The sequence below is a fragment of the Methylobacter luteus IMV-B-3098 genome (assembly GCF_000427625.1).
GTDB lineage: Bacteria > Pseudomonadota > Gammaproteobacteria > Methylococcales > Methylomonadaceae > Methylobacter > Methylobacter luteus.
The window spans coordinates 2664630-2679714 of sequence record NZ_KE386569.1; the positions used below are offsets into that span (position 1 = coordinate 2664630).

The following is a 15085-nucleotide window of genomic DNA, read 5'->3' on the forward strand; positions in this document are numbered from 1 at the left end:
AGAATATGCGATGGCTATTTCACTGAGCAAAGGCGGCAACATCAGCTTAAGCAAAACCGATCCGCAATTGAAAAACATGCTGGTCGGCTTAAGTTGGGATATCAGATCAACCGATGGTTCGGATTTCGATCTCGACGCCAGTGTCTTCATGGTTAAGGACGATAACAAGGTCCGGGGCGATCACGACTTTATTTTTTACAATCAGCTCAAGTCGACCTGCGGCTCTGTCGAGCATACCGGCGATAACCGTACCGGCGCGGGCGATGGCGATGACGAGGTGATCAAAGTCATCCTGGATAAAGTGCCGCAGGACATTACCAAAATCGTCGTGGCCGTTACCATTCATGACGCCGATTCAAGACGCCAAAATTTTGGCCAGGTACATAATGCCGCGATCCGTCTGGTCAATCAGGATACCAATAATGAAGTGACTCGTTTCGATTTGAGCGAGGATGCCTCTATCGAAACCGCTATGATCTTCGGTGAAATTTACCGGCACAACAACGAATGGAAGTTCAGAGCCGTCGGTCAAGGCTATGCCGGCGGCTTAAAAGCGCTGGCTATCCAACACGGTATTCAGCTTTAAATCTATTTCAGAGTGTTCCAAAGAGCAGATAACTACAACAACATTAAAAAAAGGAGACTATCATGGCTGTATCATTATCCAAAGGCGGCAACGTCAACCTGAGCAAAGAAGCGCCCGGACTCAATAAAATACAAGTAGGCCTGGGCTGGGACGCGCGCGTTACCGATGGCGCGGCATTCGATCTCGACGCCAGCTGTTTTCTGGTAAAGTCGGACGGAAAAGTCAGGGGCGATGCCGACTTCTGTTTCTACAACAACAAAAACGTAGCCGATGGCGCCGTGGTTCATCTGGGTGACAACCAGACCGGCGACGCTACAGGCGATGATGAAACCGTCAAGGTCGAGCTTTCAAAAGTGCCGGCGGACATCGACAAGGTGGTTTTTTCCGTCACGATTCACGAAGCCGACACGCGCAATCAAAACTTCGGCCAGGTTTCCAAAGCGTACATTCGAATCGTTAATGAAGAAAACGGCACCGAAATCGCCCGGTTCGATTTGAGCGAGGATGCCTCCATCGAAACGGCCATGATTTTCGGGGAAATCTATCGCAGCGGCGCGGATTGGAAGTTCAAGGCGGTAGGCCAGGGATTTGCGGGTGGCTTGGGTCCATTGGCTTCATCTTTCGGCGTTAACGTTTGATTTTGCCGGGGGAAATTCATGCCGGCTCGTAAAGGACGGAGACTGAGACGATCTCCGATGGCCGGCTGAAATTTCCCTCGCTGGCGATGCCGCACGGCAAGCGTTTTCAATAGCGCCATTCCGATGCTGATATCATATTATTCAGACTTTCTAATCACACAGGGCTTACCTATGGCAATTTCGTTACAAAAAGGTCAAAAAATATCGCTGGATAAAGAATCCGGACAATCTCTCTCTAAAGTGATTATGGGACTGGGCTGGGATGCCGTGAAAAAAGGCGGCTTGTTTGGCGGCTTTTCAGGCGGCGGCTCAATCGATCTTGATGCCTCCTGCATCCTGTTTGGCGAAGACAACAAGGTCGCCGATACCGTCTGGTTCAGGCAGTTGAAAAGCCGCGACGGCAGCATCGTGCATACCGGCGACAACAGAACCGGCGAGGGCGACGGCGATGACGAGCAGATCATCGTCGATCTGTCGAAAGTGCCGGCCTCTATCAAGTCCCTGGTCTTCACCGTCAACTCCTTTACCGGCCAATCTTTTGACTCGGTTGCAAATGCCTACTGCCGCATGGTCAATGCCGCCAATCAAAGTGAAATCGCCCGTTATACATTAACGGCCCAAGGCGCGCACACGGCGCAGATCATGGCTAAAGTCTACCGGCACAATAATGAGTGGAAAATGCACGCCATCGGAGAATCATCCAGCGGCCGCACTTTTGAACAATTGGTTCCGGCCATTATTCCCTATTTATAATCGGCCCGTTCATGCGCATCTGGTTTAATAAAACCTTTTCCTCCATTCACTCCGTTTTAAGAAACCTTCGCCAGACCGACACGGAAGGCGCTATCACGCTGGTTTTTTCGCACGAACACCGTTATGCGCCCGGCATGGCGGTGGCTGATGAAATATACATCGAGCCCGCCGGCTTGAGCGGTACGGACTATCTGGATTGGGCCGTTGATTTTTGCCGGCAGCAGCGTATCGATTTATTCTGGCCGGGCAAGGAAGCGGCATTGATCGCTGAAAACCAGGCACGGTTTGTGGCCGGGGGAACGCGCGTCGTTTCGGTAGCCGATCACGCCGTGCTGGCGCTGTTGAATGACAAGGCGGCGTTTTATGCCGATTTCGATCATAAAGTCGCGCTGCCGCCCGATTCGGTACCGGTGAACACGTTTGACGAATTCGACAGGGCGGTTGCTACGCTGCGCCGCAAACATGACAAACTTTGTGTCAAGCCCGCCATATCCGTATTCGGGCTGGGCTTTCGTGTGCTCGATGATGCTCGGCCCAGTATTGCCCATTTGCTTAAAGGCATGAGCTATCAGATACCCTCGAATGAACTGCGTTTCGGTATGGCGCAGTCACCGCGGTTCGATACGTTGCTGGTCATGGAATATTTGCCCGGGCATGAATGGAGCGTTGATTGCGCGGCTTCTCATGGCAAGCTCTGGTGCGCTGTGCAGCGGAAAAAACCGCTGACCGCCGGCCATGGCCAAATCATTGATAACCAGCCGGAAATCGCCGGCATGGTCGAGCGCCTGACGGCGCATTACGGCCTGAATGGATTGTTCAATATCCAATTTAAGGAAGGCGTCGATGGACCGCGTCTTCTGGAGATCAATGCAAGACCTTCCGGCGGCTTTGGCATGGCCTGCCTGTCCGGCGCTAACCTGGCAAAAATAGCGTTGCAGGCCATCAATAACGAAAATCCGCCCCGAGAGCTTGCATCCACGGCTATCGCTTATGGCCTGCGCGTGGGCGAAGTCAATACGCCAGTCATCGTGGAGGCTGTGCTGTGATAGGCAAATCCCGGCACGAGGTCGTCGGCCTCAGAACCGGCCGGCTTCATATCATGACCGAGCCAGGCCGGGTGCCTTTACATCGGTTGCTGGGGTTTTCATCGCGCATTAACAGCAAACGCGGATTTTTATTGGTCAGCAAGGTCCTGGGCAAGCATTATCCTGTTTCTCCGAGAACAATGGCCTGGTCTTATCGCGCGCTGGCCAGAAAGCTTCTTGATCAAACAGATTTTTCGGCACCCTCGCTCTGGGTGGGCATGGCTGAAACGGCGACCGGCCTGGGCTATGGCGTTTTCGAGTCGGCTTACAATCTGGGCGTGCGCGGCGCGCTGTTCATGCAAACGACGCGCTATCACCTGGCCGGCGGCGACCGGCTCGCATTCATTGAAGAGCACAGCCATGCCACTGATTTTTTCCTTTATTACCCACAGCATGAACAAGACCGGGCCACGTTTTTAAACGCCAGGCAATTGGTGTTGATCGATGACGAGATCAGCACCGGCGCGACTTTTTCGCGGTTGATAGCGGCGTACCGTGCCGTTAATCCGCGGCTGGAAAAAGTCTTCATCGTCAGTCTGGTCAATTTCGCCTCGCCCGAGCACCGGCACCGCCTTGAAGCCTCGGCCGGCATCCCGGTGCAGTGGGTCAACCTGCTGGCCGGGCAATTGCGTTTCGATCCGGTTGATACGGATCAGGAACAATTTCGCGATAAAACCATTAATGTCGCCGGCAACGGCTTGTGCAAGCGCGATCTGCTGGCCTGGCCCGGTCGCCTGGGCATGGACCGGCCAATCAGCTTTTCCGATTTGAATGTTGCGGGCTTACTGGCCTTTTTGCCCGCGGAGCCGGACAGCCGGCCAATTCTCGTGCTCGGCACGGGCGAATGCAATCCGCCGGCCTACCTGCTGGGGCGGTCGCTTGAGCGTCTCGGTTATCGCGTGATTGTCCAGGCCACGACGCGCTCGCCCATTTTTCCGGAAGGCGCTATCGCGTCAAGAATTCAATTCACCGACAACTATCAGGATGATATCGATAATTTCCTTTACAACGTCAATGCGGACGACTTCCGCTTGATCGTGGTATGCCATGAAACCCCGCTAGTACCGGGCAAGACGCCTCGCGGCCTTGATTTTACCGGCCTCATGAAACAACTGAATGCCGTCAGCGCGCAATTTTCCTATCAGGACAAAAATGCAGAGCTTCATTTTCATCGACCTTGACGATACGCTGTTTCAGACGCTGCGCAAGTGCGAGCAACGGGCTGATCGAAACACGCTACAGCCGCGAGCCTATCTCAAGGACGGCTCGCCGATATCGTACGCCACGCCCAAACAGGAATGGCTATGGCAGTGGCTTTCAGGCGCCAGCCGCATGATTCCGGTCACGGCGAGAAATTTTGACGCGTTTTCCAGGGTCGATCTGCCTTTTACCGAAGAAGCGATCCTGAATCATGGGGCGGTCATCCTGGATAAAAACCGCCGAATCGACCCGGAATGGCAAGGCTGCATGGCCGATGTTTTGCCGGGCTATCAGCGCGATCTTTTTGATCTTTGGGAGCAGGTTCAATGCCATGCGCGCCATGATCCGGCGCTGAATCCGCGATTAATCAAGGATTTCGGCGTCACCTGGTATGGCGTCGTCAAGCACGCGGAGGCGAACGAGGAGGCCTTGGACAGGCTGCTGAATGCGGTGATCAGGCCGCATGAATCCGTTTTGTCGGGCCGGCTTTACTGTCATCTCAACGGCAATAATCTGGCCGTCATTCCCGACGTGATAGGGAAAGCCAAAGCGGTCGGCTTTCTAAAGGCCCGGTATGTGAGACTGCATGGGCCGATATTGACTGTCGGCATGGGCGACAGCAGAACCGATCTGCCTTTCATGTCGCTCTGTGACTATGCCATGATTCCCAAAGAGTCACAGTTAGGGATGCTCTTTCATGATGCCTAATTATTTCTCGGGTAGTTATCCTGCGGAGGATGTGCGTTTTTTGCTGAAACCCATTCGCGTCGAAAACACGCCGGTAAAGGTTAAGGAAGCCCTGATTCAAGCCGGTAAAAAGCATTATTCGCAGATGCTCACCCATGAAAAACTGCCTTCTCAGGATTATCTGGACCTTTTCCGCCGCGCGCTGTCCGACAATCGCGCATTGGTGGCCAGACACACGCTGATCCTGGCTAAAAGGATCAGCGAGACGCGCAGGAACGGCATTACCCTGGTTTCCCTGGTGCGTGCGGGAACCCCTATCGGCGTTTTATTGAAGCGCGTGCTCGGGCGGTATTTTGATGTCGATGCCGATCATTATTCGATTTCGATCATCCGCGACATAGGCATTGATGAAAATGCGTTACATCATATTCTTGCGCATCATGCGCCGAATTCCATCGCGTTTGTCGACGGCTGGACCGGCAAGGGCGTTATTTCCAGGCAACTGGAGATCAGTCTGAAACGTTTCGCGGAAAAGCATCGGATTACTGTTCCTCCCGAGCTTTATGTGCTGTCCGATCTTGCCGGAACCGCTTTCGTGTCGGCATCGGCGGAAGACTATCTGATTCCGTCCAGTATTCTTAACGCGACCGTGTCGGGCCTGGTCAGCCGGTCCGTGATCGACAAAAGGCAATTGCTTGAGACGGACTATCATGGATGTCATTTCTACCGGGATTATGCCGATGCCGATCTTTCCAAGGATTTTGTCAACTCGATCATGAGCGCTGCCGATGAAATCATGACGCAGCCGGCGTCGCCTCATTTCGATCCCGAGCTGCGTCTGCCCGGCGAGGCGGTGCCCAAGCAGGTCCTGAGGGAACAATCCCGCCGGTTTCTTGGCTGGATTCGCGACAGTTACGGCGTTGCCGACCAGAATCTGATTAAACCCGGCATCGGCGAATCGACCCGGGTTTTTCTAAGGCGGGAAGCGGATCTATTGCTGGTGAAGGAGCGTGAGGATTCCGCCGTCAAACATCTGATTTATCTTGCCGAGACAAAGAACATACCGATAAAGGCCTGCCCGGATCTGCCTTATCGAGCTGTCGCTTTAATTAAGGAACTGACATGACAATAAAAAGAAGGTCCTTTCACCAGCATTTGACGGAAAAGCTTTCGGGCTGGGCGCTGGGGGCGCCGTTATATGTGCCGGCGATGCATCCTGATCTGCTGAAAATCGCCAACGCGGAGAAGATTTCGTTTATCAGAACCATGGTAATCTGTACCGAGGATGCCGTTGCCGACAGAGATGTCGAGTTGTCGATTCGAAATCTGCGCAATTTTTTGCCGCTTATCAGTTCAATTGCCAACAAACGCCGGTTTATCCGGCCCAGAAATCCGGACGTACTGAAGCGCATCCTGGACTTGCCGGGCATCCATAAGATCGATGGCTTCGTTTTACCCAAGTTTAATCAGACTAACCGCGACCAGTACCTGGAAGCGCTGCGAGGCTCCAGATTTCTGATCATGCCGACCCTGGAAACGGCTGACGTTTTCGATTCCTGCGCCATGCGTGAGCTTGCCGTGTCGCTGGCCGAAGACGCCATGAAATCCCAAATCATCCTGATCCGGATCGGCGGCAACGATTTATTGAATTTATTGGGACTGCGCCGCCCCCGGGGCATCACCCTGTACGAAACACCGCTGTCCGGCGTTATCAGCCAGCTCGTCACAACCTACAAGCCGCTTGGCTTTTCGCTCTCGGCGCCCGTGTATGAATACCTGAGCGATAAAGAGACGCTGGACCGGGAGATCCGTCTGGACATGGCGCACGGGCTGGTAGGCAAAACCGCGATTCATCCGGAGCAAATACCGATGATAGAAAAGCACTATTCGGTTTCCTGCCAGGACCATGAGATGGCTTTGTCCATCCTGAACCGCGATATGCCGGCGGTGTTCAGGATGCATGACGCCATGTGCGAGGTATCCACCCATTCGAACTGGGCGCAGCAAATTCTGCAGCGCTATCATTGTTATGGACAGGATCAGACGGCCATGGACATCGGTTACCTGTCGCCCACTTCTTCTTATGCCTGATTTCTAAAAACACGTATGGATTAGCAATGAACGCGCGCAAAGACCTCGTCTCTGGACAAAATATCACCCTGGCGCATCATGACCTGCATGTCATGATCATTCCCGCTCAAATGCCGCCTGACCTGGCATTGGATACCAGTGCCTTTCTGTTGAACGACAAGGAAAAGGTGGGCTCGGACAAGGATTTCGTGTTTTTCAACCAGCCATCCAGGCTGGACCAGGGCGTCGAGCTGGACTGCAACAGCCATAAGCTGACGCTGCACCTGGATCGCGTGGGGGATCAGATCAATAAAATCGTCTTCACCTCGACTATTTTTCAGGGCAGCCTCAAAGGGCTGGCTTTCAGGGATGTGAAAAAAATCACCGTGCTGGTCAAGGACTTTCTGTCGGGGATTGAACTGGTTTCGTTTGCGCTTGATACCTCGTCATTTTCAGAAACGGCACTGATATTCGCCGAACTGTACCGGCATCAGGGGAATTGGAAATTCCGGGCCATAGGCGCGGGCTTTGTGGGCGGACTGGAACCTCTGGCCAAACACTATGGCGTCGATGTCGGGGAAGGGGAGAGTAGCGCTCAACCGCCGATTCAACCCGCATCCCCTCCAAAGCCGATCAATCTGAGCAAGGTGACGCTGGAGAAAAAAGGGCAATCCATTTCCCTCGATAAAAAGCCTCAAGGCCAACTGGGAAAAATCCACGTTAATTTGAATTGGAATGCCATGCCGGTTAAATCCCCCGGATTTTTTTCCCGGCCCAAGGCGGCCGGTATTGACCTTGATCTGGGATGCCTGTTCGAGTTTCAGGACGGCTCGATTGGCGGCATTCAGGCATTGGGAAACTGCTTCGGAAATTTTCACCAGTTTCCCTATATCGAGTTGGATCAGGATGATCGCAGCGGCACGTCGGTAACCGGCGAAAACCTTGCCGTCAATGGCGACTACTGGCATTTATTCCGGCGTGTTTTGATTTTCGCCTTCATTTACGAAGGCATTCCGAACTGGTCGCATGCCGATGCCGTTATTACGATAAAAAACAGCGGGCAGGCGGATATCGAAGTCAGGCTGGACAGCCACCGGAATGATCAGATGATGTGCGCCATCGCCATGCTGGAGAATATCGAAAACAGGGTGGTGATCACCAAACTGGTTGACTATTTCAACGGCCACCGGTCTTTGGATGCCGCTTACGGTTGGGGATTGAATTATGCCTCCGGATCCAAATAATTAAATTTTTAACAGAAGGAAAAATATCATGAGCTTTGAAAGTTTTTTAACCTCACTCAAAAACAAGGCCTCGGAACTGAAAACCGAGGCGCTTAAATTCAAAAACAAGGACTTTTTGAATGCCACCATGGCCGGCTCCGCTTTAGTGGCCATGGCCGACGGCGTGATCACCCCGGAAGAAAAACAAAAAATGATCAAATTCATCGAAGCGCATGATGCGCTTTCCATATTCACCACGATAGATGTCGTCAACGCCTTTCAGACGTATGTCAGCCAGTTGCAGTTTGACAAGGATATCGGGGAAGCCAAGGCCTTCGAAGCCCTCAAGAAAATGGAAAGCAACGCGGCGGCGGCAAGACTGATTCTGCGAATGGTGATCAGCATAGCCGGATCGGATGGCGAGTTTGATGACTATGAGAAAAAAATGGCGGTCAGGATAGCGAAAGAACTGTCGCTGGACCCGGCCGAATTTGAATTGAAGTAGCCTTTTCAGGACGTATAAAAGAGGCCAGCCCGGCAGGTAGCTGTTGAAAGGCATTATGATTTAAAAAATCAGCCCAGCTACCTGGCCGGACGCAATGACGAAGAAAGCAGCGGCGCAAGTATGCCAATTATTCAATGGCGCGAAAAAGCGCGATTCTTGAAGGACTAAGGCCGCTGTTTTTATCGATGGCCGGCGCTAAACCAGAAAAGTGGCTCAAGCCGAAAACACCAGGAATGATTGCATGTGCAAAAGTCTGGGTTTGAGATGACATCAATGAAATCAAATTCAGACTGATGCGGGTATTTCCTAAAAATTAAAAAAATGAATAGCTGCTATGTGCCAAAACCGGTCGGCCAATATATCAGATCAATGACAGCTGAGAGTTAGAAAACTGCCGTTCATCGTAGAGCTAAGGGGCGAGCACGATAGTGACCGTCCCTTTGAGGGACATATTTAGGCAGATTGCAGATCCTTTTCCATGCCATCAATTCCATCACTTATTGCCCCTTTAACCAATTCTGCCACTGATGAGTTATTTTCAGGGGTAGACTCGAAATCTATAGTCCACACGACAACAGCTAAACCATCATACGATTTAAATACTTCGACCGTCCCTTTGTAATACGTCACGGGAAACGGCGATATGGGGCGAAGATACATCAGTCTCTTGTTGAAATCATCGACTTCTTCAATCGTGTCTTTTATATCGCCGCCGTCTGCGATAGTCATGTATCGCAACGCGCCTGCCCCCTCACCTTCAACCCGGCAGGATTCAATGATTGGAAACCAAACGTCGAGCCTACCTATGTTGCGGATTGCTGCCCAAACCAGATCGGCAGGGACGTTTAATTTTTTTACAATGGGTTGTTTTGTCATCATCTTCATCTTCTCAATCAATCTGTTTATTGACGGGCAGTGTCGTTGATCTAGTTTCACAGCTCGTAAACGTACTTTAACAAAGGCATTTGTCATCGGTATTGGAAAAAACCGACAGATATACGAATAACAAATTCATCACGTTAACAAGATAAAGAGGGGAGCAAATTTAACAATCCAGAAAATTTTAGCGTTGGAGATGCTTCCATTTGCGGATAGAGACTGTCAGGCGACATGCCATATAGCTCTTGAAAATCGTTAATCATATGGCTTTGATCGTAGTAGCCGGCTACGTAGGCGACCTCTGCCCAGCTTGAAAATTTTTCGCGTTGGAAAATTGTGCTACGCAAACGCACGATACGCGCATATTTTTTCGGGGTAGTGCCGATATGAATTTGAAACCGCCGCTCAAGGCTACGTTCACTTAAGCCGAGAGTTCTAGCGAGCGTTGCAATAGGATAATTTCCGATGCTTTTATCGAGCTCTTTGCAAGCTGTTTGAATCAATAAATCCTCATGGTTACGATTCAAAAGCGAGAGCAAAAACTGTTCAACACACTGAACCCGTTCGCTTGCTGTTTTCTTGACAGATAATTTATCCTCAATGGCTTCTATGGCATATTTAGGAAAAATATCACTGCAGTCCACGCGCTTTTCTGCGCACTCTTTGACAATGCCGCGAGAGAATACATTTAATCCCCAAGGTGTAAGACGGGCAGAGACACCAGACACTTTGCCCAATCCGCTCAGATCGCTACGAAAACTTTGAAAGCCAGCAAGTCCACTACGGGTTGTATAAACTCGTTCCTTGTGTGCGGTCGTTAATAAGTCTGCATATAAAAAACACAGATACGTTGCTGTATCGGGCAGAATTGAAAGCATCGCTCCATCATCGCCCAATAAATCCTCATAATCCCAAATCGCCGTAACGTAAGGCTTCAGCAAAGGGGATGGTTGAAAGATTATTAGACCCATATTCGCTGCCTATCTATTGAGCACCGTAGACTGCCCGATCCTGCCAAGCCAAGTTTGAGGTTGCCTAACAAATTATTAAAAATTTCTGTATATCATCCCATTTTGGCAGATATATAGTTTATTTTTAGCATTATAACAGTCTGTTATGTGGCTGTTACCAGCCATTTCAGTAATTCAGGCCAAAGTCCCTTTCGGGTCGATTTTGCCGATCGATCAGTTTCAAATTAAAAATCACCAGTGTCCACTATCAAGTATTGTAGGTAGCCGCTAACTGAAATACATGGAGAGGTTTCTCAGAATAGATGTTATCGTACGTTTTTTCTTTTTCTACTTCTCTCCTAAATGATCTGGTTCATCATGGGATTAATTGGCTCTATCGCCAGAAGAATCCGAGGCAAAAAAATGGATACCAGATACCACTCGGGTAATCTGAAGGCGGTTTTTCATTATTTGTAAACTCTGAACCTGATGTCTGCTCAGGATGATGCATAGATAGCAAACAATCTAACATGTATTCTGCGCCGTTATTGCTATCTAAACATGATAATTATAATTAAGCACTTAAGACGTTAGGTTTTGATGTAGTTATGTAAACAATGATATGACAATGAATATATATTGTCCTAAGTGTCAAAAAAAGATCCGTTTCGAAGATATGAATGTTGCTCAAGATGCTGCCATGTGCAAACCGTGCAATTATGTTTTTAAAGTATCGGATTTCGCTTGTAACACCATTCCACGAGACTTCAATCCGAACAGTCCGCCAGCCGGAACTTGGTTTAATAAAACTCATGACGAAATTGTGATTGGGGCTTCAACGCGAGTTTCTGGAGCTGCTTTTTATCTAGTTCCATCAATGCTTGTATGTATAGGATTTATTTTCAAAGTAATTAAAGATTACGAATTTATTCATGATGCGACACTTGCTTTAGTTATTTTGACAATTATGTCAATTTATCTTGCAATCTCTTCATTAATGACATCTTTTGGAAAAGTAGAAGTCAGAATAAGAAATGGCATTGGAACTGTCTTTACCGGTGTCGGCAAGACAGGCTGGACCAGAAAGTTTAATTGGAATGAGATCGACAGGATTTATGAACATTTAACCACGCCTGCAGATTCTTCTCTTAAAATTGTTCATGAAATTGTCATGGACGGTAAAAGCTGGCTGGCTTTTGGAGCATCATTAGACGATAGTAACCGTTATTATGTGCTCAATACGCTAAAGTATTTAAAACTGGAGGGCGAATAAAAATAATCAGCTGTTAGACTCGCACCACCTTGCCTCGAGAGAGTGCCCTGAATACTGCAATGTAGAAGCCAGAATCTGATCTGACATAAACGAAATCAAATTCAAACTTATGCTGATGTATTTGAAAAATGAAAATAAATAGTCGCTATGTGCCAATTCCGGACCGCCGCGTTGTAGGCGTCAGTGACAGCAGTTGAGTCGATAGCGGCCTTTCAACTCTAAGATCAGCAGAGTAATTTTACATTGACGTTCAACACCAGATTGAGTGATTGACTACCCTTATTTAGCTGGTTCCTGTGTTACTTCTTCCTTGCCTACTGACGGATCACCTCCTGCCGCCCCTAAATCGATTATGAGAACAAAGACTTCACAGTGGGAAATTTGCCTTATTCATATTATAACTTGTTGATATTAAAATATAATATTTCTCATTAGGATGCTATTTGATGGGTTTAAGGTATTAACGTTTTCTCTGAAATAAATTATAACTAATTGATTTATAATAGTTATTTATCTGGCACGTGATTTGCTAAATTAAATGTAGTGGCGCCACTCAATCACATTAGGTTTTTACCTAAGCATTCATTTTATGATGGAGAAAAACATGACTACATTGAAAAACAAGCTTGAACAGCGGATCAGTGATTACGATTTCTGGGCGACGCGTCGACGTTACGGTGCCGAAGGACATAACGACGCCAGTTTATGGGTACTTGCCTGTATGGACGAGCGTTTGCCGGTGGACGAGGCACTTGGCATCCATGTTGATACCCCTGTCGGAGGAGGGGATGCGCACTGTTTCCGCAATGCGGGCGGCATCGTGACGGACGATGCAATCCGTTCTGCGATGTTAACCTGTAACTTTTTTGGTACCAAGGAAATTGTCATAGTCCAACACACCCAGTGTGGCATGCTCTCAGCAAATGCTAACGATCTGGAGAGGGTTCTTCGAGAAAGAGGCATCGACACTGATAACATAGCCCTCGATCCAACCTTGCCCGAATTGAAACTGAATAAAGGTTCGTTTGCCAAATGGATTGGCATGATGGACGACGTCGATGTCACTTGCATGAAAACCGTCGAAGCGTTTAGAAACCATCCGCTAATTCCGAAAGATGTCGTCGTAAGTGGCTGGGTTTGGGAGGTCGAAACACGGCGCTTGAGGGCGCCGACACTCGATCCGGAAAAACGGCTGCGCACCGATGTTGTTTCGTCAGCATTCGGTGTGACCAACAAACAGCCTGATCGCTGGAGTTAACGACCACGCGGTAAATCCAAATATTGAGAGTGCCGTTCCGTCATGGAGGCGCTCTCCTTCCCTATCAGCTTAACCAGAGTAGGCGGACACTATGCCAACATACGATTATCAATGCGGGCAATGCCAGCAGAAGTTCGAAGCCAAACATCGCATCAGCGACCCTCAACCGTGCTGCCCCACATGCGGGGGAACATGCACAAAGCTCATACTGACCGCCCCGGCAACGCATGGCGCTATGGCCGTAGGCCGCGAACAGGCGATACGTTCGTTACAACCGCAACCGAAGAATGACGCGTATCGTCACGGACCGAGTTGTAGCTGTTGCCATCACTAGCATCCGCTGCAAATTTCGCAAGAAACAAACTACCGGCACGACGTATCCAGGTGAAAAATGAATAATCGACTACTGTCCCGTTTGACGCCCGTCTCCTTTCTACAGGCTTTTGTAATCCACAGCGTTAATTTGTGGAAAAAGCAAAATTTGAAACTCTCGAACCAAGATAACTCAATTCAATATCTCGGCTTGTCTGCGAGCAGTTGTTTTGAGGATACCGTCAGAAAGCAGTTGGAGTTTCAAGATGCTTTGACGCATGATCAATATGCGGATGTAATCATCGAAATTAAGAACCAGATTGGAGGAGAATTCACCAGGGCATCGAGCGGTGAAGGTGTCATTCGCGTTGAAAACACTCGCTGTCCTTTTGGAGCGTTGGTAAAAGAAACACCTGAGTTGTGCCAGATGACCTCGTCGGTTTTTGGCGGAATCGCAGCCCGAAACTTCGGTTACGCCCAAGTCGAATTACGAAAGCGCATCGCCGTCGGCGATCCGGTGTGCGACGTGGCAATTTATCTAAACCGGGAAAACCATCAACATAGACATGGGGACGAATATTTTTTTCAGGATGGTGAGCTCATCTCCAAATTGGATGATACCGATGCGATAGTCCAGGTTACCGACAAAACAAACCGGTACTGGTGCAGTTGCGGGACCACTGAAACGGCTATCGTGCAAAAAAACCAAACTCTGGTCATTGGGCATTCTAAAGCGATACGCAATGTCACGGATGCGATCGGGATCGTCGCCCCGACCATGGCTAACGTGTTGATAGGTGGTGAAACCGGGGTGGGAAAGGAAATCATCGCACGAGCCATCCATGCCGCGAGCGGACGAAACCCGGAAAAATTTGTCGCCGTAAATTGCGCAGCAATCGCCGAATCTCTGATAGAAAGTGCTTTGTTCGGCCATGAAAAGGGGGCATTTACTGGCGCTTACAATGTTCACAAGGGTTTTTTCGAAAGAGCATGTACCGGAACGCTGTTTTTGGATGAAATTGACGGCTTAAGCCTAACTAGCCAGGCGAAATTGCTGCGGGTACTCCAAGAAGGTGAATTTGAAAGAGTTGGCGGCAGACAACTCATTAAAACCGATGTCCGCATTATCGTCGCGTCCAATCGCAAACTCAAAGACCTGGTGTCGGCAGGCGAGTTTCGTAAAGATCTCTTTTATCGGTTAAATATCGTTATTATAGACATCCCACCGTTACGGGAACGGCGTGACGACATTGTCGTGTTAGCCGATCATTTCCTAAAACAATTGTCGGTCAAATACCAAAAACCTCCCAAAAACCTTGGCGAACAGGTGTGGCCCAAAATGATGCGTTACGATTGGCCAGGAAATATTCGGGAATTGGAAAACGTCTTGGAGAGCGCCTTTCTGTTTGCTAAAACGGAAGTCATTGAGAACGTCGCTGTCGAAGTTTCTGATTCAGAAGCAGACCAAGCTCATCACAGCCTTCTCCAGGCGACAAAGGAAAAAATTGCCCGCGATGTCGAAATAAAACTGCTACATGACGCTTTGGCAAGGTGTTCTGGAAATGTGAGCGCCGTTGCAAGAGAAATGGGGATTACCCCGCGCGCAATTCATCAAAAATTGAAAAAACATCGTATCGATGCGGACGAATATAGAACCAAATAAGTT

General features: G+C 49.4%; 16 protein-coding genes. 14 read left to right on the forward strand and 2 right to left on the reverse strand.

Going from position 1 to position 15085, the window contains the following annotated elements:
• Positions 1-10 precede the first annotated feature (10 nt).
• The 10 genes from METLU_RS0114330 (at position 11) to METLU_RS0114375 (ending at position 8747) form a co-directional block, all read left to right on the forward strand.
• The gene (locus METLU_RS0114330; RefSeq protein ID WP_027158817.1) at positions 11-586 is read left to right on the forward strand and encodes a TerD family protein; all 576 of its coding nucleotides are present in this window, start codon (positions 11-13) and stop codon (positions 584-586) included.
• Between the two features lie 62 nt (positions 587-648).
• Entirely contained in the window at positions 649-1224 is a 576-nt protein-coding gene (locus METLU_RS0114335) for a TerD family protein (protein ID WP_027158818.1), read from the forward strand.
• A gap of 171 nt (positions 1225-1395) precedes the next feature.
• Positions 1396-1977, forward strand: a complete 582-nt coding sequence (locus METLU_RS0114340) for a TerD family protein (RefSeq protein WP_027158819.1) — start codon at positions 1396-1398, stop codon at positions 1975-1977.
• Positions 1978-1988: 11 nt separating this feature from the next.
• On the forward strand, positions 1989-3023 hold the full coding sequence (locus tag METLU_RS0114345) for an ATP-grasp domain-containing protein (RefSeq protein WP_027158820.1): 1035 nt from the start codon (positions 1989-1991) through the stop codon (positions 3021-3023).
• The gene (locus METLU_RS25415; protein ID WP_231383615.1) at positions 3020-4243 is read left to right on the forward strand and encodes a phosphoribosyltransferase domain-containing protein; all 1224 of its coding nucleotides are present in this window, start codon (positions 3020-3022) and stop codon (positions 4241-4243) included. The genes METLU_RS0114345 and METLU_RS25415 overlap by 4 nt, the downstream gene beginning before the upstream one ends.
• Positions 4215-4970, forward strand: coding sequence for an HAD family hydrolase (locus tag METLU_RS0114355; RefSeq protein ID WP_036243143.1), 756 nt, complete (start codon positions 4215-4217; stop codon positions 4968-4970). The genes METLU_RS25415 and METLU_RS0114355 overlap by 29 nt, the downstream gene beginning before the upstream one ends.
• Positions 4960-6075 (forward strand): cysteine protease StiP family protein, encoded by a 1116-nt coding sequence (locus METLU_RS0114360; RefSeq protein ID WP_027158822.1) that lies wholly within the window; start codon positions 4960-4962, stop codon positions 6073-6075. The genes METLU_RS0114355 and METLU_RS0114360 overlap by 11 nt, the downstream gene beginning before the upstream one ends.
• Positions 6072-7040: an HpcH/HpaI aldolase/citrate lyase family protein gene (locus tag METLU_RS0114365; RefSeq protein ID WP_027158823.1), complete on the forward strand. Its 969-nt coding sequence runs from the start codon at positions 6072-6074 to the stop codon at positions 7038-7040. The genes METLU_RS0114360 and METLU_RS0114365 overlap by 4 nt, the downstream gene beginning before the upstream one ends.
• A gap of 26 nt (positions 7041-7066) precedes the next feature.
• Positions 7067-8263, forward strand: a complete 1197-nt coding sequence (locus METLU_RS0114370; RefSeq protein WP_027158824.1) for a TerD family protein — start codon at positions 7067-7069, stop codon at positions 8261-8263.
• A 28-nt stretch (positions 8264-8291) separates the two neighbouring features.
• Complete coding sequence (locus METLU_RS0114375; RefSeq protein WP_027158825.1) at positions 8292-8747, forward strand: tellurite resistance TerB family protein; 456 nt, start codon at positions 8292-8294, stop codon at positions 8745-8747.
• Between the two features lie 453 nt (positions 8748-9200).
• Here METLU_RS0114375 and METLU_RS0114380 read toward each other — a convergent pair whose 3' ends face one another.
• Together METLU_RS0114380 and METLU_RS0114385 are read right to left on the reverse strand one after the other, a co-directional pair.
• Positions 9201-9626: an SRPBCC family protein gene (locus METLU_RS0114380; RefSeq protein WP_027158826.1), complete on the reverse strand. Its 426-nt coding sequence runs from the start codon at positions 9624-9626 to the stop codon at positions 9201-9203.
• A gap of 140 nt (positions 9627-9766) precedes the next feature.
• Positions 9767-10597 carry a helix-turn-helix domain-containing protein gene (locus METLU_RS0114385; protein WP_027158827.1) on the reverse strand — a complete coding sequence of 277 codons (831 nt, stop codon included), beginning with the start codon at positions 10595-10597 and terminating at the stop codon, positions 9767-9769.
• Positions 10598-11204: 607 nt separating this feature from the next.
• Here METLU_RS0114385 and METLU_RS0114390 point away from each other — a divergent pair.
• From METLU_RS0114390 to METLU_RS0114400, 4 genes are all read left to right on the forward strand, one after another.
• Positions 11205-11849, forward strand: a complete 645-nt coding sequence (locus METLU_RS0114390; RefSeq protein ID WP_027158828.1) for a zinc ribbon domain-containing protein — start codon at positions 11205-11207, stop codon at positions 11847-11849.
• A 604-nt stretch (positions 11850-12453) separates the two neighbouring features.
• Positions 12454-13107 (forward strand): beta-class carbonic anhydrase, encoded by a 654-nt coding sequence (locus METLU_RS0114395; RefSeq protein ID WP_027158829.1) that lies wholly within the window; start codon positions 12454-12456, stop codon positions 13105-13107.
• 91 nt (positions 13108-13198) lie between these two features.
• Positions 13199-13441 (forward strand): FmdB family zinc ribbon protein, encoded by a 243-nt coding sequence (locus METLU_RS29185; protein WP_081679107.1) that lies wholly within the window; start codon positions 13199-13201, stop codon positions 13439-13441.
• 57 nt (positions 13442-13498) lie between these two features.
• Complete coding sequence (locus tag METLU_RS0114400; protein ID WP_027158830.1) at positions 13499-15082, forward strand: sigma 54-interacting transcriptional regulator; 1584 nt, start codon at positions 13499-13501, stop codon at positions 15080-15082.
• Positions 15083-15085: the final 3 nt, after the last annotated feature.

Excerpts from the sequence above, each read along its gene's own strand:
- METLU_RS0114400 (WP_027158830.1), top strand. The coding sequence starts at position 13,499 with ATGAATAATCGACTACTGTCCCGTTTGACGCCCGTCTCCTTTCTACAG.
- METLU_RS0114380 (WP_027158826.1), bottom strand. The coding sequence starts at position 9,626 with ATGATGACAAAACAACCCATTGTAAAAAAATTAAACGTCCCTGCCGAT.
- METLU_RS0114365 (WP_027158823.1), top strand. The coding sequence starts at position 6,072 with ATGACAATAAAAAGAAGGTCCTTTCACCAGCATTTGACGGAAAAGCTT.
- METLU_RS0114355 (WP_036243143.1), top strand. The coding sequence starts at position 4,215 with ATGCAGAGCTTCATTTTCATCGACCTTGACGATACGCTGTTTCAGACG.
- METLU_RS0114390 (WP_027158828.1), top strand. The coding sequence starts at position 11,205 with ATGAATATATATTGTCCTAAGTGTCAAAAAAAGATCCGTTTCGAAGAT.
- METLU_RS0114330 (WP_027158817.1), top strand. The coding sequence starts at position 11 with ATGGCTATTTCACTGAGCAAAGGCGGCAACATCAGCTTAAGCAAAACC.
- METLU_RS0114375 (WP_027158825.1), top strand. The coding sequence starts at position 8,292 with ATGAGCTTTGAAAGTTTTTTAACCTCACTCAAAAACAAGGCCTCGGAA.
- METLU_RS0114360 (WP_027158822.1), top strand. The coding sequence starts at position 4,960 with ATGATGCCTAATTATTTCTCGGGTAGTTATCCTGCGGAGGATGTGCGT.
- METLU_RS0114370 (WP_027158824.1), top strand. The coding sequence starts at position 7,067 with ATGAACGCGCGCAAAGACCTCGTCTCTGGACAAAATATCACCCTGGCG.
- METLU_RS0114340 (WP_027158819.1), top strand. The coding sequence starts at position 1,396 with ATGGCAATTTCGTTACAAAAAGGTCAAAAAATATCGCTGGATAAAGAA.
- METLU_RS0114335 (WP_027158818.1), top strand. The coding sequence starts at position 649 with ATGGCTGTATCATTATCCAAAGGCGGCAACGTCAACCTGAGCAAAGAA.
- METLU_RS0114345 (WP_027158820.1), top strand. The coding sequence starts at position 1,989 with ATGCGCATCTGGTTTAATAAAACCTTTTCCTCCATTCACTCCGTTTTA.
- METLU_RS0114385 (WP_027158827.1), bottom strand. The coding sequence starts at position 10,597 with ATGGGTCTAATAATCTTTCAACCATCCCCTTTGCTGAAGCCTTACGTT.
- METLU_RS0114395 (WP_027158829.1), top strand. The coding sequence starts at position 12,454 with ATGACTACATTGAAAAACAAGCTTGAACAGCGGATCAGTGATTACGAT.
- METLU_RS29185 (WP_081679107.1), top strand. The coding sequence starts at position 13,199 with ATGCCAACATACGATTATCAATGCGGGCAATGCCAGCAGAAGTTCGAA.